Source organism: Luteimonas sp. 100069, from assembly GCF_003813845.1.
Lineage (GTDB): Bacteria > Pseudomonadota > Gammaproteobacteria > Xanthomonadales > Xanthomonadaceae > Luteimonas > Luteimonas chenhongjianii.
Genome location: NZ_RPFN01000006.1, coordinates 1 through 26455 on the forward strand (window position 1 = coordinate 1; position 26455 = coordinate 26455).

Below are 26455 nucleotides of genomic sequence, written 5' to 3' on the forward strand. Positions count from 1 at the left end.
CACATATTACCGCGACTTTCGAGTCTGTCAACACCGTGTGAAAGCGTGTTTCCCGTCCCGCCCCGCCCGGTTCGCCGCCCCGAAGAGCAGCCCGCCGTGCGGGGCGCGAATTATGCATAGATCAATTCGGCTTGGGAAGAGGTTGCCACGAAAAAATGTCGCGAATCGCTGAATACGCGGCCGTGTTCATGAAAAATGCCTTTGCGACGCTATTCCACAGTGACCGACTTGGCCAGGTTCCGGGGCTTGTCGACGTCGGTACCGCGGGCAAGCGCCGTGTAATAGGCCAGAAGCTGGACCGGGATCGTGTGCACGATCGGGCTGAGGACGCCGACATGGCGCGGGGTGCGGATCACGTGCACGCCTTCCGAGGGGCCGAAGTTGCTGTCGGCATCGGTGAAGACGAACAACTCGCCACCACGGGCCCTGACCTCCTGCATGTTGGACTTCACTTTTTCCAGCAGTCCGTCCTTGGGCGCGATCACCACAACGGGCATGTCCGCATCGACCAGGGCCAGCGGTCCGTGCTTGAGCTCTCCGGCCGGATAGGCTTCGGCGTGGATATAGGAAATTTCCTTGAGCTTGAGCGCACCCTCCAGCGCAATGGGGTAATGCACGCCGCGCCCCAGGAACAGGGCGTGCTGCTTGGGCGTGAACTTCTCCGCCCACAGCGAGATCTGCGGTTCCAGGTTGAGTGCGTGCTGCACGCTGCCGGGGAGCTGGCGGAGATCCTCGATATAGGCCGCCTCCTGCTCTACAGCGAGCCGGCCGTTGAGCTTTGCCAGAGTGACGGCGAGCGCGAACAGTCCGACGAGCTGGGTGGTGAATGCCTTCGTCGAGGCGACGCCGATCTCGGCGCCCGCCCGGGTGTAGAACACCAGGCGACTCGCGCGCGGGATCGCGCTCTCGGGCACGTTGCAGATGGACAGGGTCCGGTTGTGGCCCAACGACTTGGCGTACTTGAGCGCCTCCATCGTGTCGAGGGTCTCGCCGGACTGGGAGATGGTGACGATCAGATGCTTCGGATTCGCGACCGCGCGTCGGTACCGGTATTCGCTGGCAATCTCGACCGAACACGGCAGGCCACTGATCGCCTCGATCCAGTAGCGCGCGACCGAGCCGGCATAGAAGCTGGTGCCGCAGGCGAGGATCTGCACGCCCTCCACCTCGCGCAGTACCTCGCCCGCATCCGGGCCGAACAGAGTCGGCTCGAATGCGGCAACGTCGATGATCGCCTCCATCGTGTCGGCAAGCGCCCTGGGCTGCTCGTGGATCTCCTTCTGCATGTAATGCCGGTAGGGACCGAGTTCGAGCGAGGCGAGCGAAACGTCGGAAAGGTGCTCTTCACGGGTGGCCGGAGCCCCGCTACTGTCGTAGACCTGGACCTCCGAGCAGGTCAGGACCGCCGTGTCGCCTTCCTCGAGGAAGATCACCCGACGCGTCGCCTGCAGGATCGCCGAGACGTCGGACGCGACGAAGTTCTCGCCCTCGCCCAGCCCGATGAGCAGCGGACAGCCCATGCGCGCCACGACCATGCGATCCGGATCGGTCTTGTCGATCACCGCCAGCGCATACGCGCCTTCGAGTTCACGAACCGATGCCTGCAGCGCAGCGAGCAGATCCAACCCTTGGGACTGGTGGTGGTGGATCAGATGCGCGATCACCTCGGTGTCGGTCTGCGACTCGAACACGTAGCCGAGCCCCGTCAAGCGCTCGCGCTGCGCTTCGTGGTTTTCGATGATGCCGTTGTGCACCAGGGCCAGGCTGTCATGGCTGATGTGCGGGTGCGCATTGGTTTCGGTCACGCCGCCATGCGTGGCCCAGCGGGTATGGCCGATGCCGAGCCGGGCGGTCAGGCCCTGCGCCAGCGCAGCCGATTCCATTTCCGCGACGCGGCCGGTGCGGCGGACGCGCTGGACGACGCCTCCGGCCACGACTGCAATGCCGGCCGAATCGTAGCCGCGATATTCCAGCCGCTTCAGACCCTCGACAAGGACGGGAACTACATCGCGACCTGCGATGGCGCCGACGATTCCGCACATGCGGCCTGCTCCTTCTATTGGGACGCCCATTCTAGCGACGACTGCTCGAGTCCTCGCAGCTTCACTAGTTGAGGGAATACGCGACGCTGCGTCGCAAAACCCCACGCGGTGCGCGGTTTCGTGGCGCGCGCGCCCGTCCTCGCGGCTGCGTGTGTCCGCAGCGGACGTCCGACCAAGGCTGCGGACACCGGGCGCCATAAATTTTTCCTTTTGAATCAGTAAGATGGAGTTGGCACGCGACATGCGTAGGTGTGGGGACCTACTACGGATCGCCTGTATGTCCAGCGCCACTACCCCTTCTTCGCCACCGCCCCGCCCCGCCGGCATTCGCGATACCGCCGGGCAGGACACGGTGCACGCGTCATCCCGCACCGCCCGACGCCGGCCCTGGCTGCTCGGCGGGGCCGCATTGCTGGCGGTACTCGGACTGTCCGCCTGGCTGTTGACCGGCTGGGCATCGGGCGCGAGCTCGGTGGACGCGCAGCGCCTGCGCTTTGCCGACGTGACCCGCGGCGATCTGGTCCGCGACATCGCAGCGGAAGGCCGGGTGATCGCCGCGAACAGTCCTACCCTGTACGCCATTTCGGGCGGCATGCTGACGCTTAAGGTCGTCGCCGGTGACCGCGTCGAACGCGGGCAGGCCCTGGCCGAGATCGACAGCCCCGAGCTGCGCAGCAAGCTTGCGCAGGAAGAAGCGACCCTGGCCGGGTACGAAGCCGAGGCCGGCCGGGCGGACCTCGACGCGCAACTGCGCCGCGCCGAAGCGCGCAAGGTCCTCGACCAGGCGCAGATCGACCGCACCGCAGCCCAGCGCGATCTCCAGCGCTACCAGCGCGCGTTCGAAGGCGGCGCGGTCGCCCAGGTGGACCTCGCGCGCGCGCAGGACACTTTGAAGAAGACCGAGATCGGCGTGTCGTCGGCGACCGCGGACCTGGGCCTGCAGGGACGCGGCGCCACCCTGGACACGCGCAACAAGCAGCTGGTCGCCGAGCGCCAGCGCAGCGTGGTGACGGAGGTCCGGCGCCAGGTCGACGCGCTGACCCTGCGTGCGCCCTTCGACGGCATCGTCGGCCAGGTCCAGGCGGTGCAGAGCAGCAATGTCGCGGCCAACGCACCAGTGCTCTCGGTCGTCGACCTGTCGGTGTTCGAAGTCGAAATCCGCGTGCCGGAGAGCTTCGCGCGTGATCTGGAGATCGGCATGCCGGCCGAGCTGCGTAGCGTCGGCACGACCTACCCGGCCAAGGTCTCGGCGGTTTCGCCCGAGGTGGTCAATGGCGAGGTGGTGGCGCGGCTGCGCTTCGACGAGGACAGCCAGCCGCCGGGTCTGCGCCAGAGCCAGCGCCTGAGCGCGCGCATCCTGCTCGATACCCGCAAGGACGTGCTGATGGTCGCCCGGGGCCCCTTCCTCGACCAAGAAGGTGGCAGCGCGGCCTACGTGCTCGAGGGCAACACGGCGGTACGCCGACCGATCACCGCCGGCGCCAGCAGCCTGTCGTCGGTGGAGATCATCGAAGGCCTGCAAGCTGGCGAGCGCGTCATCGTCGCCGGTACCGATCAGTTCGACAACGCGGAGCGTGTCCGCATCTCGGGACTATGACCATGAAAACCGCGTTCGATTTGCCGTTTCCTTCCAGCTGGACCGCAGATGACCTCGCCGCCGCGGTGCCTCGCCCATTGTCGGCGAGCTTCGACGCGAGCCTGGCGTCCGCCTCCCCGCCCGGGCGACGCGCCGTCGTCTTCGGCCGCGCAATACGCCCAACGCTCGGCCGCGACCTGCCGCTGCTGTTCCGCGTCCGCTGAGCCGCCCAACGCATCCTTCCACTACGCCACAGGACATCCCCATGCTCGACATGCGCCAGGTCGCCAAGGTCTACCGCACCGAACTCGTCGAAACCCACGCACTGCGCTCTCTCGACCTGCATGTCGCGGAAGGCGAGTTCGTTGCCGTCACCGGGCCCTCCGGCTCCGGCAAGACGACCTTTCTCAACATCGCCGGCCTGCTGGAGACCTTCACCGGGGGCGAGTACCGGATCGACGGGGTCGAAGTGCGCGGCCTCGGCGACGACGCGCGCTCGAGACTGCGCAACGAGAAGATCGGCTTCATCTTCCAGGGCTTCAATCTGATTCCGGACCTCAACCTGTTCGACAACGTCGATGTCCCGCTGCGTTACCGCCGGATGCCGGCGGCCGAGCGCCGCCTGCGCATCGAGGAATCGCTGTCGCTGGTCGGCCTGGGTTCGCGCATGAAGCACTACCCGGCGGAGCTGTCGGGTGGTCAGCAACAGCGCGTGGCGATCGCGCGGGCGCTTGCCGGCAGCCCGCGCCTGCTGCTGGCCGACGAGCCCACCGGCAACCTCGACTCGCAGATGGCGCGCAGCGTGCTCGAGCTGCTGGAGGACATCAACGCCCGCGGCACGACCATCGTGATGGTCACGCACGATCCGGAACTCGCCGCGCGCGCGCACCGCAACGTGCACATCGTGGACGGCATGGCGACCGACCTGCAGGCGCTGCACGCAGCACCCGCTCACGCCAACCCTGCGCACGTCGCTGCCGGCGCCTGAGGAGACGGACATGTTCGGCTACTACCTGCAGCTTGCGCTGCGCAGCTTCCGCAACAGTCGCATGCTCACCGGACTGATGGTTCTGGCGATCGCGCTGGGCATCGGCGCCAGCATGACCACGCTGACCGTGTTCCACGTGCTGTCGGGCGATCCCATCCCCGACAAGAGCGATCGCCTGTTCTATGTCCAGCTCGACGCGGCGGATATGCATGGCTTCGTGGCCGGTGAGGAACCGGACCGCAACATGACCCGGATGGACGCCGAAACCCTGCTGCGTGAGGCGCGTGGCACCCGCCAGGCGATGATGAGTGGCGGCTTCGTCGCGGTGCAACCCGATGGTGGGCGCACCCCATTCTTCACCGACGCGCGCTACACCTCGGCCGACTTCTTCGCGATGTTCGATGCGCCCCTGGCGCACGGCCGTGCGTGGGGCGCCGAGGACGACGCTGCGCGCGCCCGCGTGGCAGTGATTTCGGGCGAAACGAACCGGAAAGTGTTCGGCGGCGGCGACAGCACCGGTCGCACGCTGCGCATCAACGGCCAGGACTTCCAGGTGATCGGAGTACTCGATGCATGGATGCCGACGCCGCGGTTCTGGGACCTGAGCCTGCAGAGCTTCAACACGCTCGAATCGATCTTCGTCCCGCTCTCCACCGCAATCGAGCTGAAGCTCTCGCGCATGGGCAGCATGAACTGCTGGGCCGATTCCGGCGGCGACTTCGATGCCCTCAATGCGCCCTGCAGTTGGGTGCAGTACTGGGTGGAACTCCCGGGCGCAGCCGATGCGGCCGCATACCGCGACTATCTGCAGAGCTATTCCGAACAGCAGCGCGCCGCCGGCCGCTTCGAGCGTCCCGCCAACGTGCGCCTGCGAGATGTTCCGTCGCTGCTCGATCATCACCAGGTCGTGCCCAGCGATGTCCGGCTGCAACTGTGGCTCGCCCTCGGCTTCCTGCTGGTGTGCCTGGTCAACACCGTCGGGCTGCTGCTCGCCAAGAGTCTGCGGCGTGCGTCGGAGATCGGCGTGCGCCGCGCCCTGGGTGCGTCGCGGCGCGAAATCTTCACCCAGTTCATCGTCGAGGCGGGCGCGATCGGCGTGGCCGGCGGCATCTGCGGCCTGGGCCTGGCGCTGCTCGGGCTGTGGGCCGTCCGGCAGAACCCCAGCAGCTACGCCAAGCTCGCCCAGCTCGACACCACGATGCTGCTGACAACCTTCGCCCTGTCGATCTTCGCCAGCCTGCTCGCCGGGATGCTGCCCGCATGGCGGGCGATGCAGGTCACGCCCGCGATCCAGCTCAAGTCGCAGTAACCGGAACTTCCGAGGCCACCCATGGACATCCGCCCCATCCTTTCGACGCTGCGTCGGCACAAAACCGCTGCGGCGCTGATCGTCATCGAGATCGCGCTTGCCTGCGCGATCATCTGCAACGCGATCTACCTCATCGATCGCCGCCTCGACCATATGGCGCGACCCAGCGGCACGGTCGAGAACGAGATCGTCCGCATCCAGATGCCGAGCATCGACGAACGTGACGCCGCCCATCGCAAGGCGGGGGTCGAACGCGACCTCGCCGCGCTGCGCGCCATCCCGGGCGTGCGTCACGTCGCCGCGGCCACCCAGATCCCCTACGGCAACAGCAGCTCGACCACCGGCGTGCGATTGCACCCCGACCAGGTCAGCGACACGCTGCTCGCTTCTCCCTACCTGGGGACGGAGGAGTTGCTCGACACCTTCGGCCTGCAGCTCGTGGCCGGGCGTCGTTTCAATGCCGACGAGTTCATCGACTCGAGCGACCTCCAGGGCGGCGGCGATGCAGCCCGGACGCCTGCGGCCATCATCAACCGGGCGATGGCCGAGCGGCTGTTCCCGGGCGAGAACGCGGTCGGCAAGCAGATCTACAGCATGGGAACAGCGGCGATTCCCATCGTCGGCATCGTCGATACGCTGGCGATGCCCACCGATGGCACGGGGCCGGGTGACGCAACGATGCTGCTACCGGTCCGCAACTACTCCAACGGCATCAACTATGTGATCCGTACCGACCCCGCGCAGCGCCGCGAGGTGCTCGAGGCGAGTGTGGCCGCGCTTTCCCGGCTCGATCCCGACCGGGTGGCGGTCAACAGCGATCTGCTCAGTGACCTGCGCGACCGCTACTACCGCGAGGATCGCGCGATGGCCGGGCTACTGGTGGTGGTGTGCATCGCGCTGCTGGTGGTCACCGCGCTCGGCATCGTCGGGCTGGCGAGCTTCTGGGTGCAGCAGCGCACCAAGCAGATCGGCATCCGCCGCGCGCTCGGTGCCACCCGCAGCCAGATCCTGCGGTATTTCCAGCTGGAGAACTTCCTGCTCGCCACGATCGGCATCGTGCTGGGCATGCTGTTGGCCTATGGGCTCAACCAGCTGCTGATGTCGCGCTACGAACTGGGACGCCTGCCGCTGGTGTACCTGCCAGCCGGCGCCTTGGCCCTGTGGCTGCTCGGCCAGATCGCGGTGTACTGGCCGGCGCGACGCGCGGCCTCGGTGCCGCCGGCGGTGGCGACCCGCAGCATCTGATCCGCCCTGCCGACCGATTGTTGCGTCCGTGCCGGGCGCCGACGACCATGCCTTTTCGATTGCCGCACCTCCACTCACGCGAGCGCTGATGCCCACGATCCTTGTCATCGATGACAACCCTGCCGTCGCCACCGCGCTCGAACTGTTGTTCTCGCTGCACGACATCGCCTGCGAGCACGCTGCAACGCCGCAAGCCGGCATCGAGCGCCTGCGCGCCGGTGGTATCGATCTGGTCGTGCAGGACATGAACTTCGGCGCCGACACGACCTCCGGTGAGGAGGGCGTCGCTCTGTTCCACGAGATCCGACGGTTCGATCCCGACCTGCCGGTCGTGCTGCTGACCGCGTGGACGCGACTGGAGTCTGCGGTGGACCTGATCCGCGCGGGCGCCGCCGACTATCTGGGCAAGCCCTGGGATGACGGCAAACTGCTCGCGACGGTCAATACCCTGCTGGAGCTGGCCTTCGCGCGGCGGGAGCTCGATACACGCACGCGCGGCGACCGTCGCCGCCGCGATGCCCTCTGCAATGGCCGTGACCTGCGCGGCCTGGTCTGGGACGACCCGTCCAGCGAAGCGACGCTGGCGCTGGCACTGCAGGTCGCGGCATCTTCGCTGCCGGTGCTGATCACCGGTCCGAACGGCGCGGGCAAGGAGAAATACGCCGAGATCCTGCATGCCAACTCGCCGGTGCGGGACGGCCCCTTCGTCGCGGTGAACTGTGGCGCCTTGCCGAACGACCTGGTCGAAGCCGAGCTCTTCGGCGCCGAGGCCGGCGCCTACACCGGCGCGACCCGGGCGCGCGAAGGGCGTTTTGAGGCCGCAGATGGCGGCACGCTGTTCCTGGACGAGATCGGCACGCTGCCGCCGTCGGGACAGGTGAAGCTGTTGCGCGTGCTCGAGACCGGACGGTTCGCGCGCCTCGGCGGCCACCGCGAGCGCAGCGTGCAGGTGCGTGTGCTCAGTGCGACCAACGCCGACCTGTCTTCGATGATCGCCGACGGCCGATTCCGGGAGGACCTCTACTACCGGCTCAACGGCATCGAACTGCGTCTGGCGCCACTGGCGCAGCGGCCGCGCGACATCCTGCCACTCGCCCGGCACTTTCTTGCCGGACGGAAGCCGCTCTCCGAAGACGCGGAACGCGCACTGCTGCAGTACCGCTGGCCGGGCAACGTGCGGGAGCTGCGCAATGTGATCCAGCGCGCCGAGCTGCTGGCGCGCGATACGCGCATCGCGGCGGCCGATCTGGCCTTGCCGGCATCTCCTGCGCCCGATCCGGCCACGCGCGACCGCGAACCCGACCGGGCGGAAATTGAGGCCGCGCTCGGCCGCAGCGGTGGCGTGCTGGCGCAGGCGGCGAGCGAGCTCGGACTGTCGCGTCAGGCGCTGTATCGACGCCTCGACCGCCTCGGCATCCGGCGCGACTGACATGCGCTGGCGTCAGCGGCTGCCACTGCCCCTGGTCCTGTCCGCAGTGGCGCTCGCTCACGTCGCGCTTGGCGCATCGCTGGCGCTGCTGCTGCAACGCTGGCTCCCGAACTGGGCCGCGATCGCCTGCGCCACGCTGCTTTGCGCGCCTTCGCTGGTGTGGTGCCTGTCGTGGGCGATCGCGCCCGCGCATGCCCTGTTCCGCGCACTTACCAGCACGGTAGCCAGTTACCGCGATGGCGATTACGGCTTCAGCCTCGCCTGGCACGGCCGTGGCGCGCTGGGCGAACTCGTCGCCGCCCACAACGAGCTGGGCGAGACGCTGCGTGCGCAGCGCCTGTCACTGGTACAGCGCGAACTGCTGCTCGACACCATGGTGCAGAACACGCCGGTGGCCATGCTGCTGATCGGTCCGACCGGCCACGTTGTGCACGCCAATCTCGCCGCGCGGCGCACGTTCGGTGAAGGACGTCGGCTCGAGGGCCACATGTTCTCGGCGCTGCTGGACGAAGCGCCGACCGCCCTGGTCGACGCGTTCGCACGCGGCGGCGACGGACTGTTCACGACCGGCGATGGCGAAGCAGAAGAGATCCACCATCTCTCGCGCCGGCACTTCCGCCTCAACGGGCGCCGCCACGAACTCCTGCTGCTGCGCCGGATGACCACCGAGCTGCGCCGGCAGGAAGTCCAGACCTGGAAGAAGGTCATCCGGGTGATCAGCCACGAACTCAACAATTCATTGGCGCCGATCGCGTCGCTGGCGCATTCGGGTGGGGAGTTGCTGCGCCGGGGGCAGCTGGAGCGCCTGCCCGACGCGCTGCGCACGATCGAGGAACGCGCACGTCACCTGGAAGGCTTCATCCGCGGCTATGCGCACTTCGCCAAACTGCCCGCGCCGCGGCGCACGCGTGTCCACTGGCGTGATTTCCTCGACCAGCTGCGCAGCCACGTCGCGTTCGTGGATGCAGCGCCGATGGATCCGTCGCAGACCGGCAGTTTCGACCCCGCCCAGATCGAACAGGCACTGCTGAACCTGCTGCGCAACGCGCACGAGGCCAGCGGTGACCCGGCAGCGGTCACGATCGCGCTGCGCAGGGGAGTGGACGACTGGCGCATCGAGGTCCTCGATCGCGGCAGTGGCATGAGCGAGGCGGTGCTTGAAAACGCCTTGCTGCCGTTCTACTCCACCAAACGCAACGGCACCGGGCTCGGCCTCGCACTGGCGCGTGAGATCGCCGAGGCCCATGGCGGCCGGATCGCGCTGCTCAACCGCGAAGACGGCGGCCTGTGCGTGACCCTGGTCCTGCCCGACTGACCGACCCGGCGCACGAACGAACGCCGGCACCCGGTTGGCGACGGCGGCTGGCAACACGCCAGGCAACGGAGTTTCCGGCCGCAACCCTCCGCTTCCGCCGTCGCCGCCTGTGCGTCGCTCCAGGCGACACCTCTCATGAGCGCGCTACGCGGCGCGGATCCGGCGCCTGCGCCTGCGCGGTCGACCAACCAGGTGACGACAACCGCGGCCTGAAACAGGTCAGCGCTTTTTCGTGGGGCGCACCCAGCCCTCGATAACGGTCTGGCGGGTCCGTGCGACCGCGAGCTTGCCGGGCGGCACATCCGTGGTGATGACAGAGCCGGCGCCAGTCGTCGCGCCATCGCCGATGTGCACCGGCGCGACCAGCGACGCATGCGATCCAATGAAGACGCGGTCGCCGATCACGGTCTTCGACTTGTTCACCCCATCGTAGTTGCAGGTGATCGTGCCGGCGCCGATGTTGCTGCCGGCACCGATCTCGGCATCGCCCAGATAGGTCAGGTGATTGGCCTTGCTGCCGACACCGACCGTAGTGTTCTTGGTCTCGACGAAATTGCCGATATGCACACCGTCGGCGAGTACCGTGCCGGGCCGCAGGCGCGCGAACGGACCGATCGTCACCGCGCCCTCCGCGCGCACGCCTTCGATGTCGCAGTGCGCACGTACCTCGGTGCCCTCGCCCAGGGCGACGTCCTTGAGGCGGCAGAAGGGCCCGACGCGCACGCCGTCACCGAGCGCGACACGGCCCTCGAAGATCACGTCGACATCGATCTCGACATCGCGGCCGACAATGACCTCGCCGCGGATGTCGACGCGCGCCGGATCGGCGAAACGCGCCCCTTCGACGCACAGCGCACGCACCGCGCGCAGTTGCCAGGCGCGCTCGAGCTGGGCGAGCTGCCACGGATCGTTCGCGCCTTCGGCTTCCAGCGGATCGTCGACAATGACGATCTGCGCGGCGCTGTACTCGTCGGCTGCCATCGCGAAGATGTCGGTCAGGTAGTACTCGCCCTGGACGTTGTCCGACGACAGTCGCGCGAGCCACGCCTTGAGCGCAGTGGCATCGGCGGCGAGGATGCCGGTATTGACCAGGCCGATACGACGCTGCTCCTCGTCGGCGTCCTTGTGCTCGATGATCGCGCCGACGTGACCTTCGGGATCGCGGACGATGCGGCCATAGCCGGTGGGGTCCTCGAGCTGCGCAGCGAGCACGGACAGGCGACCGTCGATCTCGATCAGCCCGCGCAGCGTCTCGGGGCGCAGCAAGGGGACGTCGCCGTAGAGCACCAGCACCTGCGCCTCGTCGGGCACGTCGGGCATCGCCTGCCGCACCGCATGACCGGTGCCGAGCCGCTCGTGCTGCTCCGACCAGTGCAGGTCCGGCTGGTCGGAGAACGCGGCACGCACCTGTTCGCCGCCGTGTCCGTAGACCACATGGATGCCGGCCGGCCGGAGCGCGCGCGCAGCGGCGATCACATGCCACAGCATCGGCCGGCCGGCGATCCGCTGCAGCACCTTGGGCAGCGAGGATTTCATGCGCTTGCCCTCGCCTGCGGCGAGGATCACGACGTGCAGTGGGGCGGTCATGGCGTTCGGAACCTGGGCGGCATTCGATGATAATCCACGCCAGCATTGCAAGGATCGACGATGTCACGCATTCAAGCAGGTGCGGTTGAGGCAACAGGGGCGCACTGGAAGACGGCGGCGTGGATCTCGGGTCCGGCGCTCGTCGTGCTGGGCATTGTCCTGCATGGCCTGTGGCGCGAACTGCCGTGGGAGCGTTTCGCGCTCTCGCTTGGGCTTGCGCTGGTGAGCGGGCTGCTTGCCTGGCCGTTCGTGCGCTTGCTGCGTTGGTCGTGGGCGTCCGCGCTCGCACTGGTTTGGTGCGCGGCGCTGCTGCTGTACGTGGGCGTGCTGCCCGTGCTCGCCACGCTGTTGCTGGGCGCCGCTTCGGTGGCGCTTGGTCTTCGCTGGATTCCGGATGACGTGCCCGGGCGGCTGGCGATCGCGGGCATTTCCGGCTATGCGGTGATCATCGGGATCGCCGGCTGGACGCTTCCGATAGGGGTGCACAACCCGGCCGTCTGGGTCGCATGGCTGGGCTATATGCTCGTCGCGCACTGGCGCGCACTCGCGTGCCAGCTCCGGCAGTCGCGCGTCGCGTGGCGCTCGACGGCGGCCGAACATCCCCGTGGCATGGCGCTTGCCGTATTGCTGCTCGGCCTCGCATCGACCGGAGCGTGGCTGCCGACGATGCAGATGGACGACCTGACCTATCACCTGAACCTGCCGGCGCAACTCGCGCGACACGCGCGCTATGTCGCCGACCCGGCGTTCAGTGCATGGGTGTTCGCGCCCTGGATGGGTGACGTGGGCCAGGGGGTGGCATGGCTGCTCGGCGGGCGCGAAGCGCGTGGAGCGGTCAACACCGGCTGGCTGCTCGGCGCGGCCGTGGCTCTGTGGGGTTGCGCGCAGGCCCTGGGTGCAGTGACGGCCGAGCGCCTCGCCGCCGTTGCCTTGTTCGCGAGCTTTCCGCCGCTGGTCTGGCTCATGGCGGGCATGCAGACGGAACTGCCAGCCATGGCGGTCCTGTTCGCACTCGTCACGATGGTGCTGTACGACCGTCAGGGACGCCACCTTGCAGCGACCACCGTCCTGTTTGCCGCGCTTGCAGCGCTGAAGCCGATCCACGCCCTGGCCGCCTTGCCGCTGTTGGCTTATGCACTGCGTATGGACGGCCGCATCCTGCTGCGGCGCCTGCCTCTGATGGCGATCGTTTTCATCGCAGTTGCCGGCTCGAGTTACGCCTACGCCTGGTGGCATACCGGCAACCCGGTCTTCCCGCTGTTCAACACGATCTTCCAGTCGCCGCACTACCCGATCGAGAACATGTCGGATGCGCGGTGGACGAGTGGCTTCAATCCGGCGCTCCCCTGGACGATGACGTTCGAAAGCAGCCGCTTCGTCGAGGCATGGAATGGCGGCATCGGATTTCTGTGGGTTGGCCTCGCGGGGGCGTGGTTGCTGGCGGCCTGGCGACGAGGCTCGCGCATGATGGCGTTCGTCGCGCTGGGCATCGCGGTGCTGCCGCTGGTTCCGATGCAGTACGCCCGCTATGCGTTCCCCGGGCTGGTCCTGCTTCTGGTGCCGGCCCTCGCCGGCAGCCGACACATGATCGGACGCCCTGGCATCTGGGTGGCGCCAATCGCGCTGTTGTGCGTACTCAACCTCGCATTCCAGGCGAATTCGGGCTGGACGCATCATTCGGCCGCGCTCAAGCGCGCGATCCGCGCCCCTGGCAATCCCGACGCCGTACTCCCGCACTACGTCGCCGAGCGCACGCTGATCGCTGCGCTTCCGGACGGACCCGGCCGGGTGCTGGCAACCGATCCACAACGGGGACATGTCGCGGAACTCGCCGGTCGGGGCAGGTTGATGACCGTGCATGCACCCGAACTTGCTGCCGCGCGCGCGGCGGCCGAGCTCGACGACAGCGGAACGGCCTGGCGCGCGCTCTTTGCCGATGTGGATGCCCGCTGGATCCTGGTGACCGAAGCCGCCGTATCCACGCCCCTGGGGCGTGCGCTGGCGGACGATGCGGACACGCACCATGTCCAGTCGATCAATGGCGTCGCGCTGTGGCGGCGTGGCCCTCCGTGAGCGGCGTGGCAGTCTGCGCAGCGTGGCAGGCCACCCGAAGCCGGGTCGGGCCGGGGTTGCGGCTCACTGACGGACGCTGCGCCGAAAGACCGGCTGGCCCAGCGATCACGCCCACCGCGACATCGCCCGGACTCTGCCGAGCCGGCCCGCACGCCGTGTCACGTCGCTGCGCGAATTCCCGGCTGTGTACGATTCAACCGCCACCGTGCGTTCCGGAGCACCGATCCCCATGAGTCTCACCCGCCAGGGACGCGACTATCTCGTGATCGGGCTGCTGCAGTGGCTGGTCGACTGGGGCATGGTCGTAGGCCTGACCCACATGGGGTTGCCGGTCGCGCCGGCGAACGTGCTCGGGCGTATCACCGGCGCGCTGCTGGGCTTCTGGCTGAACGGCAAACTGACCTTCGCCGGCGACCGGAATACGATCGGTCCCGCGCAGTTCCAGCGCTTCATGGTGATGTGGGTGACCACGACGTTGCTGAGTACCTGGGCGTTGACCGAGGTCGACGATCTCTTCGGCCTGCGCTGGGTCTGGCTCGGCAAGCCTGCGATCGAGCTGGCGCTCGGCGCAGTGGGCTTCCTGCTGTCGCGCTACTGGATCTACCGGCGCTGAGGAGCGGCTTCCCGGATCGCCGGGCCGCAAACGCAACGACCCCGCCGGAGCGGGGTCGTATGCACACGCGACGCGGGCGCGAGGCCCGCTGCGTTCAATGCTTGAGGTTCTTGCGCAGACGCTCGAGCGCCTGCAGCTGGACGACGGCCTCGACCAGCTTCTGCTGCGCCTCGGCGATGTCCATCGCTTCACCGCGTCCGGCCAGGACGCGTTCGGCCTCGTCCTTGACGGCCTTCACCGCGGCTTCGTCGATCTCGTCGGCACGGATCGCCGTGTCGGCGAGGATCGTGACGACCTGGGGCTGCACCTCGAGGATGCCGCCACCGATCGCGAAATCGAGCACTTCGCCGTTCGGCTGGGTAACAACGATCTTGCCCGGCTTGAGACGCGTGATCAGCGGCGCATGGCGCGGCGCGATGCCGAGCTCGCCGAGTTCGCCGGTAGCCACGACCATGGTGGCCTCGCCTTGGAAGATCTCGGCCTCGGCGCTGACGATGTGGCAACGGATGGTGCTGCTCATAACGGGCTTCTCTACGTCGTCTCCCGCTCCCGCGAGCGGGAGTGGGCTTAGGGTGAGGGCGGTGCCCTCCTGACTACCGATCCACGCCCTCGACCGAGGGCGACGAATCAGGCGGCGATCTTCTTCGCCTTCTCGACCGCTTCGTCGATGCTGCCGACCATGTAGAACGCCTGCTCGGGCAGGTGGTCGTATTCGCCGTCGACGATGCCCTTGAAGCCACGGATGGTTTCCTTCAGCGGCACGTACTTGCCCGGCGAGCCGGTGAACACTTCGGCCACGTGGAAGGGCTGCGAGAAGAAGCGCTCGATCTTGCGCGCGCGCGACACGGCCTGCTTGTCCTCTTCCGACAGCTCGTCCATGCCCAGGATCGCGATGATGTCCTTGAGCTCCTTGTACTTCTGCAGCGTCGACTGCACGCGCTGGGCCGTGTCGTAGTGTTCGTTGCCCACGACATTGGGATCCATCTGGCGGCTGGTCGAGTCCAGCGGATCGACCGCCGGATAGATGCCGAGCGATGCGATGTTGCGGCTCAGCGTCACCGTCGAATCGAGATGCGCGAAGGTCGTTGCCGGCGACGGGTCGGTCAGGTCGTCGGCGGGCACGTAGACGGCCTGGATCGAGGTGATCGAGCCCGACTTGGTCGAGGTGATGCGCTCCTGCAGCACGCCCATTTCCTCGGCGAGCGTCGGCTGGTAACCCACGGCCGACGGCATGCGGCCGAGCAGCGCCGACACTTCGGTACCGGCCAGCGTGTAGCGGTAGATGTTGTCGACGAACAGCAGCACGTCCTTGCCCTTGCCCGAGGCGTCCTTCTCGTCGCGGAAGTACTCGGCCATCGTCAGGCCGGTCAGCGCAACGCGCAGACGGTTGCCCGGCGGCTCGTTCATCTGGCCGTAGACCATTGCCACCTTGTCGAGGACGTTGGAGTCCTTCATCTCGTGGTAGAAGTCGTTGCCCTCACGGGTACGCTCGCCCACGCCGGCGAACACCGACAGGCCTTCGTGCGCCTTGGCGATGTTGTTGATCAGTTCCATCATGTTGACGGTCTTGCCGACGCCGGCGCCGCCGAACAGGCCGACCTTGCCGCCCTTGGCGAAGGGACACATCAGGTCGATGACCTTGATGCCCGTCTCGAGCAGCTCGGTGGTCGATGCCTGGTCTTCGTACGACGGGGCCGCGCGGTGGATTTCCCAGCGATCGGACGCCTCGACCGGACCGGCCTCGTCGATCGGGCGGCCCAGCACGTCCATGATGCGACCCAGGGTGCCGGTACCGACCGGCACCGCGATGCCGCGGCCGGTGTTGACCGCGATCAGGTTGCGCTTGAGGCCGTCGGTGGAACCGAGCGCGATCGCGCGCACGATGCCGTCACCGAGCTGCTGCTGCACTTCCAGGGTGATTTCCGTGCCCTGGACCTCGAGCGCGTCGTACACCTTGGGAACTTCGTTGCGCGCGAACTCGACGTCGACGACGGCGCCGATGATCTGAACGATCTTGCCCTGACTCATTTGAGTGACTCCACTGATGTCTGTTTGATTCTGGTGCCGGAGACGGGGGCGGGACCGGGGCTGGAAAAGCGCGTTTCGCTGCTCTTGCCGCCCGGGTTCCGCACCCGTAGCTGGCTCTTAAACCGCCGCGGCGCCGCCGACGATCTCGGAGATTTCCTGGGTGATCGCTGCCTGGCGGGCCTTGTTGTAGACCAGCTTGAGGGTATCGATCAGTTTGGTGGCGTTGTCGCTCGCCGCCTTCATCGCGACCATGCGCGCCGCATGCTCGGACGCCACGTTCTCCATCACCGCCTGGTACACCAGCGACTCGACGTAGCGCGTGAGCACGTGACCGAGCACCGATTCCGCATCCGGCTCGTAGATGTAGTCCCAGTCGTGCTTGACGACCTTCGTGTCACCGGCCGGCAGCGGCAGCAGCTGATCGAAGCTGGCCTTCTGCGTCATCGTGTTGACGAACTGGTTGTAGGCCAGGAACACACGGTCGACCCGGCCGTCGTTATAGCCGTCGAGCATCACCTTGATGATGCCGATGAGCTGCTCGACTTCCGGGGTGTCGCCGATGTGGGTGACGCTGGCGAGCATGTCGACCTTCAGGCGACGGAAGAACACCGTCGCCTTCTGTCCGATCGTCACCACGTCCACCTCGACGCCCTTGTCGTGCCAGGCGCGGATCTCGGTGAGCAGCTTGCGGAACATGTTGTTGTTCAGACCGCCGGCCAGGCCCCGGTCCGACGAACAGACAATGTAGCCGACCCGCTTGACCTCGCGTTCGAGCAGGTACGGATGCTGGAACTCGGAGCTGGCCTGGGCCAGGTGACCGACCAGCTGTCGCATCGCATTCGCGTACGGACGCGACGCTTTCATCCGCTCCTGCGCCTTGCGGATCTTCGACGCGGAGACCATCTCGAGCGCGCGCGTCACCTTGCGGGTGTTCTGCACGCTCTTGATCTTCGTCTTGATTTCTCTGCCGCCGGCCATCTGTTATCCCTGCGTGGGGCGGGAGGATCCCCGCCTTTGGCTCAATCGTGTGAAGCGATGGCGGGCCGGAGCCCGCCGCCAGGCATTACCAGCTGCCGGTCTTCTTGAACTCGGCGATGCCCTGCTTGAACGCGCTCTCGATCTCGTCGTTCCAGCTGCCGGTCTGGTTGATGTTGCTGACCAGATCGCCCACGGTGTTGTCGAAATGCGCATGCAGGCCTTCCTCGAACGCGAGCAGCTTGGCGACCGGCACGTCGTCGAGGTAACCCTCGTTGACGGCGTAGATCGTCAGCGCCTGGTGCGCGATCGACATCGGCTTGTACTGCTTCTGCTTCATCAGCTCGGTGACGCGCTGACCGCGCTCGAGCTGCTTGCGGGTGGCTTCGTCCAGATCGGAGGCGAACTGCGCGAACGCCGCCAGCTCACGGTACTGGGCCAGCGAGATACGGATGCCGCCCGAGAGCTTCTTGATGATCTTGGTCTGGGCTGCGCCACCGACGCGCGACACCGAGATACCGGCATTCACGGCCGGGCGGATGCCGGCGTTGAACAGGTCGGTTTCCAGGAAGATCTGGCCGTCGGTGATCGAGATCACGTTGGTCGGCACGAACGCCGAGACGTCACCGGCCTGCGTTTCGATGATCGGCAGCGCGGTCAGCGAACCGGTCTTGCCGGTCACGCGCCCTTCCGTGAACTTCTCGACATAAGCCTCGGACACGCGCGCGGCGCGCTCGAGCAGACGGGAGTGCAGGTAGAACACGTCGCCCGGATAGGCTTCGCGACCCGGCGGGCGCTTGAGCAGCAGCGAGATCTGGCGGTAGGCGACGGCCTGCTTGGACAGATCGTCGTAGACGATCAGCGCGTCTTCGCCGCGGTCCATGAAGTACTCGCCCATCGTGCAGCCCGAGTAGGCGCTGATGTACTGCATCGCTGCCGATTCGGACGCGGTCGCGGCGACCACGACGGTGTGCGCCATCGCGCCGTTCTCTTCGAGCTTGCGCACGATGTTGGCGACGGTCGAGGCCTTCTGGCCGATCGCCACGTACACGCACTTGATGCCGGTCGACTTCTGGTTGATCACGGCATCGATCGCGAGCGCGGTCTTGCCGGTCTGGCGGTCGCCGATGATCAGCTCGCGCTGGCCGCGGCCGATCGGGATCATGGCGTCGACCGACTTGTAGCCGGTCTGCACGGGCTGGTCGACCGACTTGCGCCAGATCACGCCCGGGGCGACGCGCTCGACCGGCGCACTGAGCTTGGCGTCGATCGGGCCCTTGCCGTCGATCGGCTCGCCGAGCGCGTTGACCACGCGGCCGAGCATTTCCGGGCCGACCGGCACCTCGAGAATGCGGCCGGTGGTCTTGGCCACGTCACCTTCGCGCAGGTGCTCGTAGTCGCCCAGCACCACGGCGCCGACCGAATCGCGCTCGAGGTTGAGGGCCAGTGCGTAGGTGGCCGAACCGTCCGCGGCAAGCGGCAGTTCGATCATTTCGCCCTGCATCACGTCGGCGAGGCCGTGCAGACGCACGATGCCGTCGGCGACCGAGGTGACCGTGCCTTCGTTGCGCGATTCGGCGCTCAGCTTGACCTTCTCGATGCGGGACTTGATCAGCTCGCTGATCTCGGAAGGATTGAGTTGCGTGGTAGCCATCGGGGGTTCCCTTGAGCCGGCGTCACCGCCGACGTTGCAATTGAAAATTGTGTCAGTGCGCGAGTGCGGACTGCAGGCGCGCCAGCTTGCCCTTGAGCGAGCCGTCGATCACCACGTCGCCGGCCGAAATCACCGCGCCGCCGATCAACGATGCATCCACGGCCGTCTCGACCTGGACCTCGCGACCGAACCGGCGCTTGAGCGCTGCGCGGATCTGCTCGACTTCCGCCTCCGGCAGCTCGGTCGCCGAAGTCACCGTGGCCAGCACGACGTGCTCGGCCTCGGCGCGCAGCTCCTCGTACAGACCGGCGATTTCCGGCAGCTGTGCGAGCCGGCCGTTGGTCGCCAGCAGGGCGAGGAACTCGGCGAAGCGTGCATCGGCGCCTTCCGGCGCCAACAGCGCGACGGCGTCGTCGTGCGACAGCGCCGGGTGGCCCAGCAACGCGGCCGCCTGCGGATCGGCGGCAACGCGCGCGGAGAACGCCAGCGCGTCCGACCACGGCGCGAACTGGCCGCCGTCACGCGCGATCGCGAACGCGGCGCGGGCATACGGACGGGCAATCGTCATGGCCTGGCTCATCGGACTCAGATCTCCGCGGCGAGTTCGTCGAGCAGCGCCTTGTGGGCGTTTGCGTCGATCTCACGCTTGAGCAGGCGCTCGGCGCCGGTCACCGCCAGGGTCGAAACCTGACGACGCAACTCTTCGCGCGCACGGGTGGCCGAAGCCTGGAGCTCGGCATCGAAGATCGCCCTCTGGCGCAGGCCTTCGGTGACGGCCTCGGCCTTGGCGGCCTCGATGATCTGGTTGCCGCGCTGGTGCGCCTGCTCGATGATCTCGTTGGCCTTCGCACGCGCGGCCTTGAGTTCCTCGTTGGCGAGTTCCTGGGCCTGCGCGAGGGCGCGCTGGCTGTTGTCCGCCGCGGCCAGACCTTCGGCGATCTTCTTCTGGCGCTCCTCGATGGCACCGAGCAGCGGCGGCCAGATCTTGGTCGCGACGATCCAGATCAGACCGGCGAACGCCAGGGCCTGGGCAATTAGGGTCAGACCGATATTCATGGGCTTGTGACTGCCTGTCGTGAAGGGACGGGCGCGCGGACGCGCCCCCTGTCATCCACCGGTGCGGCCATGCGCGAGGCAGGCCGCACCGGAAGCGTCGGCTGGATCAGCCCGCGAGCTGCGCGGCGATCGGGCCGACGAACGGCGAAGCGAACGCGAACAGCAGGCCGACGGCGACCGAGATGATGAACGCGGCGTCGATCAGGCCGGCGGTGATGAACATGCGGACCTGCAGGACCGGGATCAGCTCCGGCTGGCGCGCGGCCGACTCGAGGAACTTGCCGGCCATGATGGCCAGGCCCAGACCCGCACCCAGCGCAGCCAGGCCGATCATGATGCCGATGGCCAGAACGGTCGAAGCCTGGATCTGGGCGAACGAGGTCAGTGCGATTTCCATTGTTTTCTCCGGAGCGGATTGCTTGGTAAGGGTGGAACTGGGATGGGTTGAAACAAACGCCGTGTCACGTGACGCAATCGATCAGTGGTCGTCCTCGGCCAGGCTGAGGTAGACGATCGACAGCATCATGAAAATGAAGGCCTGCAGCGGAATCACCAGCAGGTGGAACAGCATCCAGCCGAGGCCGAGCACGCCGCCGCCGAGCACGCCCAGCAGGCTCGCGCCGCCAAGCACCCAGATCAGCAGGAACACGATCTCGCCACCGAACATGTTGCCGAACAGTCGCATCGCCAGCGAGATCGGCTTGCTCAGCCACTCGACGATGTTGAGGATCAGGTTGAACGGCACCATCCACTTGCCGAACGGCGCGAACAGGAATTCCTTCGACATGCCACCCAGGCCCTTGGCCCGCAGCGCGAAGAACACCGTCAGGAAGAACACGCTGATCGACAGGCCGAGTGTCGCGTTGACGTCGGCGGTCGGCACCGGCTTCCAGTAGTGCACGCCGAGCAGCTCGAGCGGCCTGGCGATGAAATCCGCCGGGATCATCTTCATCAGATTCATCAGCAGAATCCAGAAGAACAGCGTGATCGCGATCGGCGTCACCAGCTTGCTGGAGCCGTGATAGGTGTCACGGGCCTGCTTGTCGACGAACTCCAGGCAGATCTCTACGAACGCCTGCCACTTGCCCGGCACCCCGGCAGTTGCGTTGCGCGTCGCCAGCCAGAACAGCAACACCATCACCCCGCCCATGAGCAGCGCGGTGATCAGGGTGTCGACGTGCAGCGTCCAGAACCCGCCTTCGCCGAAGGAAACGGTGAGGTTCTGCAGATGGTGCTGGATGTAGCTGGTTGGGGTCAGTTCCGCATCAGCTGCCATAGATCGAAAACCTTCGCCTGTGATTGGTTCAGTGCCGGGCCAGAGGCCGGGCCATTGCGAGCAGCTGCGCGAAGAGCGCGACGATGACCCCGGCGAGCATGGGAACCGGCGGAAGACCCGCCTGACCCACACCCAGCAACAGCACGGCCAACACCACGACCCACTTCAGCGCCACTCCTGCCAGCAGCCGCGCGAGCGCGCCTGCCGACGGATTCACTCCGCCTCCTAGTGCCACCACGCTCGACAGCCAGCCCCCTAGCGCGATCGCCGCACCGCCGAGGCCTGCCGCCAGCGCCCACTCCCCGCCCTTTGCGAGAAAAGCCAGCGCGGTCACGGCGATCGCAATCGCCTGCCAGGCGATAGCGCGCTGTGCCAGCCGCCGACCGATGGCCACGGACGTCAACACTTCAGGATTCCAGCGTCTGGAGGGATACGGAAGGCGTCGAAACGCCCCCGTCGAGCCGCCGAAGTATAGCAGTAGAGCCATTTACGCCACAACCGGCGCAAGTCCCGGTCGGCCATCCTGCGTTGCCGTTGCCGGGTGGGACGAACGGCCCGCCAGGTCATCGGAAGCGCGCCGCGCGCGCATTCATGATTTTACTTGAGATCGTGCGGAACTTCCCCGCCGGATCGGAGTCCTACTGAGCGTGTCCGGTCTGCCGCCTTTCCTCGTCGGTCCGTCAGCAGATCGCCACCTGAGCCCCGGCCCGCCGCCGGGGCTCTTCTTTTTTTTCGGGCAGCGGCAATGGACGCACGTGGCGCGCGCGCGGGCTTCACATTCAGGAGACCACCGGTTGACCAGCATCTGCGCCCTCTTCCCCCAGGATGATTCCACAGATGCCACGACCCGCTCCCCGCTTCGCTGCTGCACTGCTTTCGACCGCCATCCTCGCCACGTTCGCGACGTCCGCACAGGCCCAGAGCGGCGAAGACCGTTTCGTGCTGCGCCTGAGCGCCTTCAATCCCGATGCCGATCTGCGTTTTTCGGGGGATGGCAGCGTGACCGACGGGAGCGATTCGGCGACGTTCGATTTCGACCAGAAGTTCAAGTCGGGACGCGAATTGCGTCCGCGCGGATCGGCGGGGTTCCGCATCAGCGACCGCCAGGCCATCGTCGGCAACTATTACGACTACCGCAGGGACGAAACGTGGAACTACGGCGGCACGGTCCTCGACAGCGGCACCATCATTCCCGGTGGCGAGCCGATCGAGATACCGGGCGCCCGCATTGACGGACGCATCGCGTTCAATCTGGCGAGCCTGAATTACGAGTACGCGGTCGTGCAGACCGAGAACTTCGAATGGGGCCTGGGCTTGGGCGTGACCTGGGCTGAGCTCGAGATCCGCGCCGACGGCGAGTCTGTCGGCACCGATCTGCTCGATCCCCAGTCCGACTCGGTCAACTGGAAGCGTGATGGCTTCTCGCCGGGGCTGCACACGCGCCTGACCTGGAAGCCGGCGGAGCGCTGGAGCGTGGGACTGGAAGCGCAGTACCTCGACACGCGCTGGGGCGACTTTCTCGACGAGCGCGGTCACTTCGAGCGCGGCGGCCTGATCGTGGAGTACATGGTCAGCGAGCGGGTCGGTATCCATGCCGGTTACGACTGGTTCCGCCTGAAGCTGTCGGACGACTACCGCGGTACCGCACGTGCACCCGATGGGATGGATGCCGGTCCGTTCCCGTATGGCGGCAAGGTCACCGGCGACCTCAACGTGCACGGGCCGATGGCCGGCGTCACGTTCCGCTTCTGACCCGCGCGCGGACGGTCAGGAAAAAGCCCCGGCATGGCCGGGGCTTTTCTTTACTGCAGCTGGCCGGCGGCCGCGCTTACGTCTTCTTCGGGATGTACAGATCCGTGATCGTGCCGTCGAAGACTTCCGCGGCCATCGCCACCGACTCGCTGAGCGTGGGGTGCGGATGGATCGTGTGGCCGATGTCGGCGACTTCCGCGCCCATCTCGATCGCCAGCGCCGCCTCGGCGATCAGATCGCCCGCATGCACGCCGACGATGCCGGCGCCGACGATGCGGTTCGTGGCCTCGTCGAAGATCAGCTTGGTGAAGCCTTCCGTGCGCCCGATGCCGATCGCCCGGCCGCTGGCAGCCCATGGGAACTTGCCGACGCCGACCTTGAGGCCCTTGGCTTTCGCTTCGGTCTCGGTGATGCCCACCCAGGCGATTTCCGGATCGGTGTAGGCGACCGACGGAATCACTCGCGCCACCCACTCCTTCTTCTCGCCGGCGGCGACTTCAGCCGCAAGCTTGCCCTCGTGCGTCGCCTTGTGCGCGAGCATCGGCTGGCCGACCAGATCGCCGATCGCGAAGATATGCGGCACGTTGGTGCGCATCTGCGCGTCGACGGCGATGAAGCCGCGCTCCGACACGCGCACACCGGCCTTGTCGGCTGCGATCTTGCCGCCGTTGGGCGTGCGGCCCACGGCCACCAGCACACGATCGAAGGTCTTCGTGTCCGGAATGCTTTCGCCGTCGAAGGTGACGTCAATGCCATCCTGACCCGGCTTGGCCTCGACAACCTTCGTTTTCAGATGCGCCGAGACGCCCTGCTTCTTCAGACGGTCGGCGAGCGGCTTGACCAGATCCTTGTCGGCGCCGGGCATCAGCTGGTCCGCGAGCTCGACAACCGTCACCTGCGAACCAAGCGCGTGGTAGACCGTGGCCATCTCCAGACCGATGATGCCGCCGCCGACGACGAGCAGCTTCTTGGGCGTTTCAGCCAGTTCCAGCGCGTCGGTCGAATCCATGACGCGCGGGTCGTCCCACGGGAAACCCGGAAGTTTGAGCGCCTGCGAGCCGGCGGCGATGATGCACTGCTCGAAACGCACGAGCTGGGTCTTGCCGTCACTGCCCGTGACTTCGATCTCGTTGGGCGACACGAACAGCCCTTCGCCGGTGACCACGCGCACCTTGCGCTGCTTGGCCATGCCGCTCAGGCCCTTGGTGAGCTGGCCGACCACTTTTTCCTTGTAGCCGCGCAGCTTGTCGAGATCGATCGTGGGCGCCCCGAAGTCGACGCCGTAGTCGCTGGCGTGGCTGGCTTGGTCGATGACCTCCGCCGCATGCAGCAGCGCCTTCGACGGGATGCAGCCGACGTTGAGGCAGACGCCGCCGAGCGTGGCGTAGCGCTCGATCAGCACGGTGTCGAGCCCCAGATCCGCGGCGCGAAATGCGGCGGTGTAGCCGCCGGGGCCGGAGCCGAGCACGACGATGCGACATTCGACGTCGGCCTGGCGGCCCGACGAAGGCGCGGCCTTGACCGCTTCGGGCTCGGCCGGCGCGCGATGCGAGCGGGCGACGGGCGGGTTGCTGCCGGGTGCGTCGTTCTTTTTCGCCGGTGCGTTTTCCTTAGCTTCGGGCGCCGAGGCCGTTGCCTCGGCGGCAGGCGCATCGGCCGCGCCTTCAGCTTCGGCTTCGATCACCGCGACCACGCTGCCTTCCGACAGCGTATCGCCGACCTTGACCCTGAGTTCGGTGATGACACCCGCGGCCGAAGCCGGCACTTCCATCGTGGCCTTGTCCGATTCCAGCGTGACCAGGCTCTGGTCCTTGGCGATCGTGTCGCCCACGGCGACGAGCACCTCGATCACCGGCACATCGTCGTATCCACCGATGTCGGGGACTTTCACTTCGAGGGTCTTGGCCATTACGGATTCTCCGGAGTCTGTTGCGTCGGGTCCGCAACCACCATGCGCGACGCCGGGCGGCGGGCCCAGGTCAGCGAATACAGGTCGTGGCGGCGGTCGTTGAGGTTCTGCACCGTGCCGGCGTTGCGGGCGACGACGAGGTCGTTGAGGCGCAGGTCGGCAAACGCGACCTGCTCGACGTTCGGCGTTGTGTCGGCGGCGACGCCATCGCGCGCGAACGGAAAGTCGCAAGGCGTGAGGATGCAGCTCTGCGCGTACTGGATGTCGAAGTTGTTGACGCCGGGAAGGTTGCCGACGTTGCCCGACAGCACGACGTAGCACTGGTTTTCGACCGCACGCGCCTGCGAGCAGTAGCGCACGCGCAGGTAGCCTTCGCGGGTGTCGGTGCAGAACGGAACGAACAGGATCATCGCCCCCTGGTCGACCAGGTGGCGGCCGAGTTCGGGGAACTCGCTGTCGTAGCAGATCATCACGCCGATCGGGCCGCAGTCGGTGATGATCGCCTGCGCGCTGTCGCCACCGCCGATGCCCCACCAGGTGCGCTCGTTGGGCGTGGGGTGCAACTTGTCGCGGGTATGCAGCGAACCGTCGCGCAAGGCGACGTAGCAGATGTTGCGCACCTTGGCGTCGGCGCCGGCGCTGGTACGCGTGGGGTGCGAGCCGCCGATGATGTTAATGTTGTGCCGCACCGCGAGCTCACAGAGCAGCGTCGCGAAACGCTCGGTGTACCCGGTCAGCGCAAGCATCGAATCCTGCGGCGACAGCGGCTTGTTCTCGACCGACAACAGCTGCAGCGTGAACAGTTCCGGGAAGACGACGAAGTCGGCGCGATAGTCGGCGGCGATATCGACGAAGTACTCGACCTGGGTCGCGAATTCCTCGAACGAGGCGACGCGGCGCTGCTGGTACTGCACCGTGGCCACCCGGACGGACTCGGGCAGCGGCCGGGCGGATGGACGCGCACCGGCGCGCGGGTCGATCTTGGGATTGCGCCACACCAGATGCGCGGCGTTGCCGCGCGACTCGGTATCGCTGGGCAGATAGCCCGGCAGCACGCCGATCAGTTCGAAACCGTTGCGCAGCTGGAAGCTCAGCGCGGGATCGCGCAGACGCCCGGCGCGGACCGCCTCGACGTAAGCGACGACGTCATTGTTGAATTTCTTTGCACGCCTGGCATATCCGGGCAGGCGTCCGCCGAACACGATGCCCTTCAGCCCCAGGTCCTGGCACAAGCGCTTGCGCATCTCGTACAGGCGCCGGCCGATGCGCAGGCCGCGGTGCGCCGGATCGACACAGACCTCCATGCCGTAGAGCCAGTCGCCGGTCAGCAGGTGACGCGAGGCATACCCGCCGCCGGAAATCTCCAGCCAGCGATGAGGCGCCATCGCCGTGCTTTCGTCGAGGCGGAACGTGGCGCAGTAGCCCACCGCGAGATCGTCGTAGAACGCCACGAACACGCCTTCGGGGAACTGCGCGATCTGCCCGGTGAGCATCTCGGCGGTGTAGCCGCGCTCCGGCCCGTAGACCCGCTCGCTGAGCGCAACGATCGACGGGATGTCGGCGATGCCCGCATGGCGCAGCGTCAGCCGTGCCCGCTCGCGCGTGGGCGCTTCGTCGTTCCTGTCCAA

The 26455-nt window shown here is 67.0% G+C and carries 23 protein-coding genes; 10 read left to right on the forward strand and 13 right to left on the reverse strand.

What is annotated here, in order from left to right; translation table 11 throughout:
- Positions 1–209 precede the first annotated feature (209 nt).
- A complete protein-coding gene (gene glmS, locus EGK76_RS12985) occupies positions 210–2042 on the reverse strand; it encodes a glutamine--fructose-6-phosphate transaminase (isomerizing) (RefSeq protein WP_123832889.1) in 1833 nt (610 codons plus the stop codon).
- 277 nt (positions 2043–2319) lie between these two features.
- Here glmS and EGK76_RS12990 point away from each other — a divergent pair, with 277 nt between their 5' ends.
- The 7 genes from EGK76_RS12990 to EGK76_RS13020 all read left to right on the forward strand — a co-directional run bounded on the left by EGK76_RS12990 (position 2320) and on the right by EGK76_RS13020 (position 9904).
- Positions 2320–3639, forward strand: a complete 1320-nt coding sequence (locus EGK76_RS12990; protein ID WP_123832890.1) for an efflux RND transporter periplasmic adaptor subunit — start codon at positions 2320–2322, stop codon at positions 3637–3639.
- Between the two features lie 2 nt (positions 3640–3641).
- The gene (locus tag EGK76_RS12995; RefSeq protein WP_123832891.1) at positions 3642–3842 is read left to right on the forward strand and encodes a hypothetical protein; all 201 of its coding nucleotides are present in this window, start codon (positions 3642–3644) and stop codon (positions 3840–3842) included.
- Positions 3843–3883: 41 nt separating this feature from the next.
- Entirely contained in the window at positions 3884–4606 is a 723-nt protein-coding gene (locus tag EGK76_RS13000; protein ID WP_123832892.1) for an ABC transporter ATP-binding protein, read from the forward strand.
- 10 nt (positions 4607–4616) lie between these two features.
- Positions 4617–5915, forward strand: a complete 1299-nt coding sequence (locus EGK76_RS13005) for an ABC transporter permease (RefSeq protein WP_123832893.1) — start codon at positions 4617–4619, stop codon at positions 5913–5915.
- A gap of 21 nt (positions 5916–5936) precedes the next feature.
- Positions 5937–7160: an FtsX-like permease family protein gene (locus tag EGK76_RS13010; RefSeq protein ID WP_123832894.1), complete on the forward strand. Its 1224-nt coding sequence runs from the start codon at positions 5937–5939 to the stop codon at positions 7158–7160.
- 88 nt (positions 7161–7248) lie between these two features.
- Positions 7249–8589: a sigma-54 dependent transcriptional regulator gene (locus tag EGK76_RS13015; RefSeq protein ID WP_123832895.1), complete on the forward strand. Its 1341-nt coding sequence runs from the start codon at positions 7249–7251 to the stop codon at positions 8587–8589.
- 1 nt (position 8590) lies between these two features.
- Positions 8591–9904, forward strand: a complete 1314-nt coding sequence (locus tag EGK76_RS13020) for a HAMP domain-containing sensor histidine kinase (RefSeq protein WP_123832896.1) — start codon at positions 8591–8593, stop codon at positions 9902–9904.
- 219 nt (positions 9905–10123) lie between these two features.
- Here the strand turns inward: EGK76_RS13020 and glmU are convergent, their stop codons facing one another.
- The gene (gene glmU / locus EGK76_RS13025; RefSeq protein ID WP_096296437.1) at positions 10124–11491 is read right to left on the reverse strand and encodes a bifunctional UDP-N-acetylglucosamine diphosphorylase/glucosamine-1-phosphate N-acetyltransferase GlmU; all 1368 of its coding nucleotides are present in this window, start codon (positions 11489–11491) and stop codon (positions 10124–10126) included.
- 60 nt (positions 11492–11551) lie between these two features.
- On the opposite strand from glmU, the gene EGK76_RS13030 reads away from it, so the two are divergent.
- Both EGK76_RS13030 and EGK76_RS13035 read left to right on the forward strand, forming a co-directional pair.
- Positions 11552–13564 carry a hypothetical protein gene (locus EGK76_RS13030; RefSeq protein ID WP_123832897.1) on the forward strand — a complete coding sequence of 671 codons (2013 nt, stop codon included), beginning with the start codon at positions 11552–11554 and terminating at the stop codon, positions 13562–13564.
- A 229-nt stretch (positions 13565–13793) separates the two neighbouring features.
- On the forward strand, positions 13794–14177 hold the full coding sequence (locus EGK76_RS13035) for a GtrA family protein (RefSeq protein WP_096296439.1): 384 nt from the start codon (positions 13794–13796) through the stop codon (positions 14175–14177).
- Positions 14178–14271: 94 nt separating this feature from the next.
- On the opposite strand, the gene EGK76_RS13040 is transcribed toward EGK76_RS13035, so the two are convergent.
- The 9 genes from EGK76_RS13040 to EGK76_RS13080 form a co-directional block, all read right to left on the reverse strand.
- The gene (locus tag EGK76_RS13040) at positions 14272–14697 is read right to left on the reverse strand and encodes a F0F1 ATP synthase subunit epsilon (RefSeq protein WP_096296440.1); all 426 of its coding nucleotides are present in this window, start codon (positions 14695–14697) and stop codon (positions 14272–14274) included.
- A 107-nt stretch (positions 14698–14804) separates the two neighbouring features.
- Positions 14805–16205: a F0F1 ATP synthase subunit beta gene (atpD, locus tag EGK76_RS13045; RefSeq protein ID WP_096296441.1), complete on the reverse strand. Its 1401-nt coding sequence runs from the start codon at positions 16203–16205 to the stop codon at positions 14805–14807.
- A 117-nt stretch (positions 16206–16322) separates the two neighbouring features.
- Positions 16323–17183, reverse strand: a complete 861-nt coding sequence (gene atpG, locus EGK76_RS13050) for a F0F1 ATP synthase subunit gamma (protein ID WP_096296442.1) — start codon at positions 17181–17183, stop codon at positions 16323–16325.
- An 85-nt stretch (positions 17184–17268) separates the two neighbouring features.
- Entirely contained in the window at positions 17269–18834 is a 1566-nt protein-coding gene (gene atpA / locus EGK76_RS13055; RefSeq protein ID WP_096296443.1) for a F0F1 ATP synthase subunit alpha, read from the reverse strand.
- A gap of 52 nt (positions 18835–18886) precedes the next feature.
- Complete coding sequence (locus EGK76_RS13060) at positions 18887–19414, reverse strand: F0F1 ATP synthase subunit delta (RefSeq protein ID WP_096296444.1); 528 nt, start codon at positions 19412–19414, stop codon at positions 18887–18889.
- A gap of 5 nt (positions 19415–19419) precedes the next feature.
- Positions 19420–19890: a F0F1 ATP synthase subunit B gene (locus EGK76_RS13065; RefSeq protein ID WP_123832898.1), complete on the reverse strand. Its 471-nt coding sequence runs from the start codon at positions 19888–19890 to the stop codon at positions 19420–19422.
- A gap of 106 nt (positions 19891–19996) precedes the next feature.
- A complete protein-coding gene (gene atpE, locus EGK76_RS13070) occupies positions 19997–20287 on the reverse strand; it encodes a F0F1 ATP synthase subunit C (protein ID WP_096296446.1) in 291 nt (96 codons plus the stop codon).
- 81 nt (positions 20288–20368) lie between these two features.
- Complete coding sequence (gene atpB, locus EGK76_RS13075) at positions 20369–21166, reverse strand: F0F1 ATP synthase subunit A (protein ID WP_123832899.1); 798 nt, start codon at positions 21164–21166, stop codon at positions 20369–20371.
- 28 nt (positions 21167–21194) lie between these two features.
- Positions 21195–21572: a hypothetical protein gene (locus tag EGK76_RS13080; protein WP_123832900.1), complete on the reverse strand. Its 378-nt coding sequence runs from the start codon at positions 21570–21572 to the stop codon at positions 21195–21197.
- Between the two features lie 431 nt (positions 21573–22003).
- On the opposite strand from EGK76_RS13080, the gene EGK76_RS13085 reads away from it, so the two are divergent.
- Positions 22004–22918, forward strand: a complete 915-nt coding sequence (locus EGK76_RS13085) for a hypothetical protein (RefSeq protein WP_123832901.1) — start codon at positions 22004–22006, stop codon at positions 22916–22918.
- A gap of 76 nt (positions 22919–22994) precedes the next feature.
- On the opposite strand, the gene lpdA is transcribed toward EGK76_RS13085, so the two are convergent.
- Together lpdA and EGK76_RS13095 are read right to left on the reverse strand one after the other, a co-directional pair.
- Positions 22995–24827 (reverse strand): dihydrolipoyl dehydrogenase, encoded by a 1833-nt coding sequence (gene lpdA, locus EGK76_RS13090; protein WP_123832902.1) that lies wholly within the window; start codon positions 24825–24827, stop codon positions 22995–22997.
- Complete coding sequence (locus tag EGK76_RS13095) at positions 24827–26455, reverse strand: bifunctional GNAT family N-acetyltransferase/carbon-nitrogen hydrolase family protein (RefSeq protein ID WP_096296451.1); 1629 nt, start codon at positions 26453–26455, stop codon at positions 24827–24829. Before EGK76_RS13095 ends, lpdA begins: the two co-directional genes overlap by 1 nt.

Coding starts and splice junctions, on each gene's coding strand:
- glmS (WP_123832889.1), bottom strand. CDS start 2,042: ATGTGCGGAATCGTCGGCGCCATCGCAGGTCGCGATGTAGTTCCCGTC.
- EGK76_RS12990 (WP_123832890.1), top strand. CDS start 2,320: ATGTCCAGCGCCACTACCCCTTCTTCGCCACCGCCCCGCCCCGCCGGC.
- EGK76_RS12995 (WP_123832891.1), top strand. CDS start 3,642: ATGAAAACCGCGTTCGATTTGCCGTTTCCTTCCAGCTGGACCGCAGAT.
- EGK76_RS13000 (WP_123832892.1), top strand. CDS start 3,884: ATGCTCGACATGCGCCAGGTCGCCAAGGTCTACCGCACCGAACTCGTC.
- EGK76_RS13005 (WP_123832893.1), top strand. CDS start 4,617: ATGTTCGGCTACTACCTGCAGCTTGCGCTGCGCAGCTTCCGCAACAGT.
- EGK76_RS13010 (WP_123832894.1), top strand. CDS start 5,937: ATGGACATCCGCCCCATCCTTTCGACGCTGCGTCGGCACAAAACCGCT.
- EGK76_RS13015 (WP_123832895.1), top strand. CDS start 7,249: ATGCCCACGATCCTTGTCATCGATGACAACCCTGCCGTCGCCACCGCG.
- EGK76_RS13020 (WP_123832896.1), top strand. CDS start 8,591: ATGCGCTGGCGTCAGCGGCTGCCACTGCCCCTGGTCCTGTCCGCAGTG.
- glmU (WP_096296437.1), bottom strand. CDS start 11,491: ATGACCGCCCCACTGCACGTCGTGATCCTCGCCGCAGGCGAGGGCAAG.
- EGK76_RS13030 (WP_123832897.1), top strand. CDS start 11,552: ATGTCACGCATTCAAGCAGGTGCGGTTGAGGCAACAGGGGCGCACTGG.
- EGK76_RS13035 (WP_096296439.1), top strand. CDS start 13,794: ATGAGTCTCACCCGCCAGGGACGCGACTATCTCGTGATCGGGCTGCTG.
- EGK76_RS13040 (WP_096296440.1), bottom strand. CDS start 14,697: ATGAGCAGCACCATCCGTTGCCACATCGTCAGCGCCGAGGCCGAGATC.
- atpD (WP_096296441.1), bottom strand. CDS start 16,205: ATGAGTCAGGGCAAGATCGTTCAGATCATCGGCGCCGTCGTCGACGTC.
- atpG (WP_096296442.1), bottom strand. CDS start 17,183: ATGGCCGGCGGCAGAGAAATCAAGACGAAGATCAAGAGCGTGCAGAAC.
- atpA (WP_096296443.1), bottom strand. CDS start 18,834: ATGGCTACCACGCAACTCAATCCTTCCGAGATCAGCGAGCTGATCAAG.
- EGK76_RS13060 (WP_096296444.1), bottom strand. CDS start 19,414: ATGAGCCAGGCCATGACGATTGCCCGTCCGTATGCCCGCGCCGCGTTC.
- EGK76_RS13065 (WP_123832898.1), bottom strand. CDS start 19,890: ATGAATATCGGTCTGACCCTAATTGCCCAGGCCCTGGCGTTCGCCGGT.
- atpE (WP_096296446.1), bottom strand. CDS start 20,287: ATGGAAATCGCACTGACCTCGTTCGCCCAGATCCAGGCTTCGACCGTT.
- atpB (WP_123832899.1), bottom strand. CDS start 21,166: ATGGCAGCTGATGCGGAACTGACCCCAACCAGCTACATCCAGCACCAT.
- EGK76_RS13085 (WP_123832901.1), top strand. CDS start 22,004: ATGCCACGACCCGCTCCCCGCTTCGCTGCTGCACTGCTTTCGACCGCC.
- lpdA (WP_123832902.1), bottom strand. CDS start 24,827: ATGGCCAAGACCCTCGAAGTGAAAGTCCCCGACATCGGTGGATACGAC.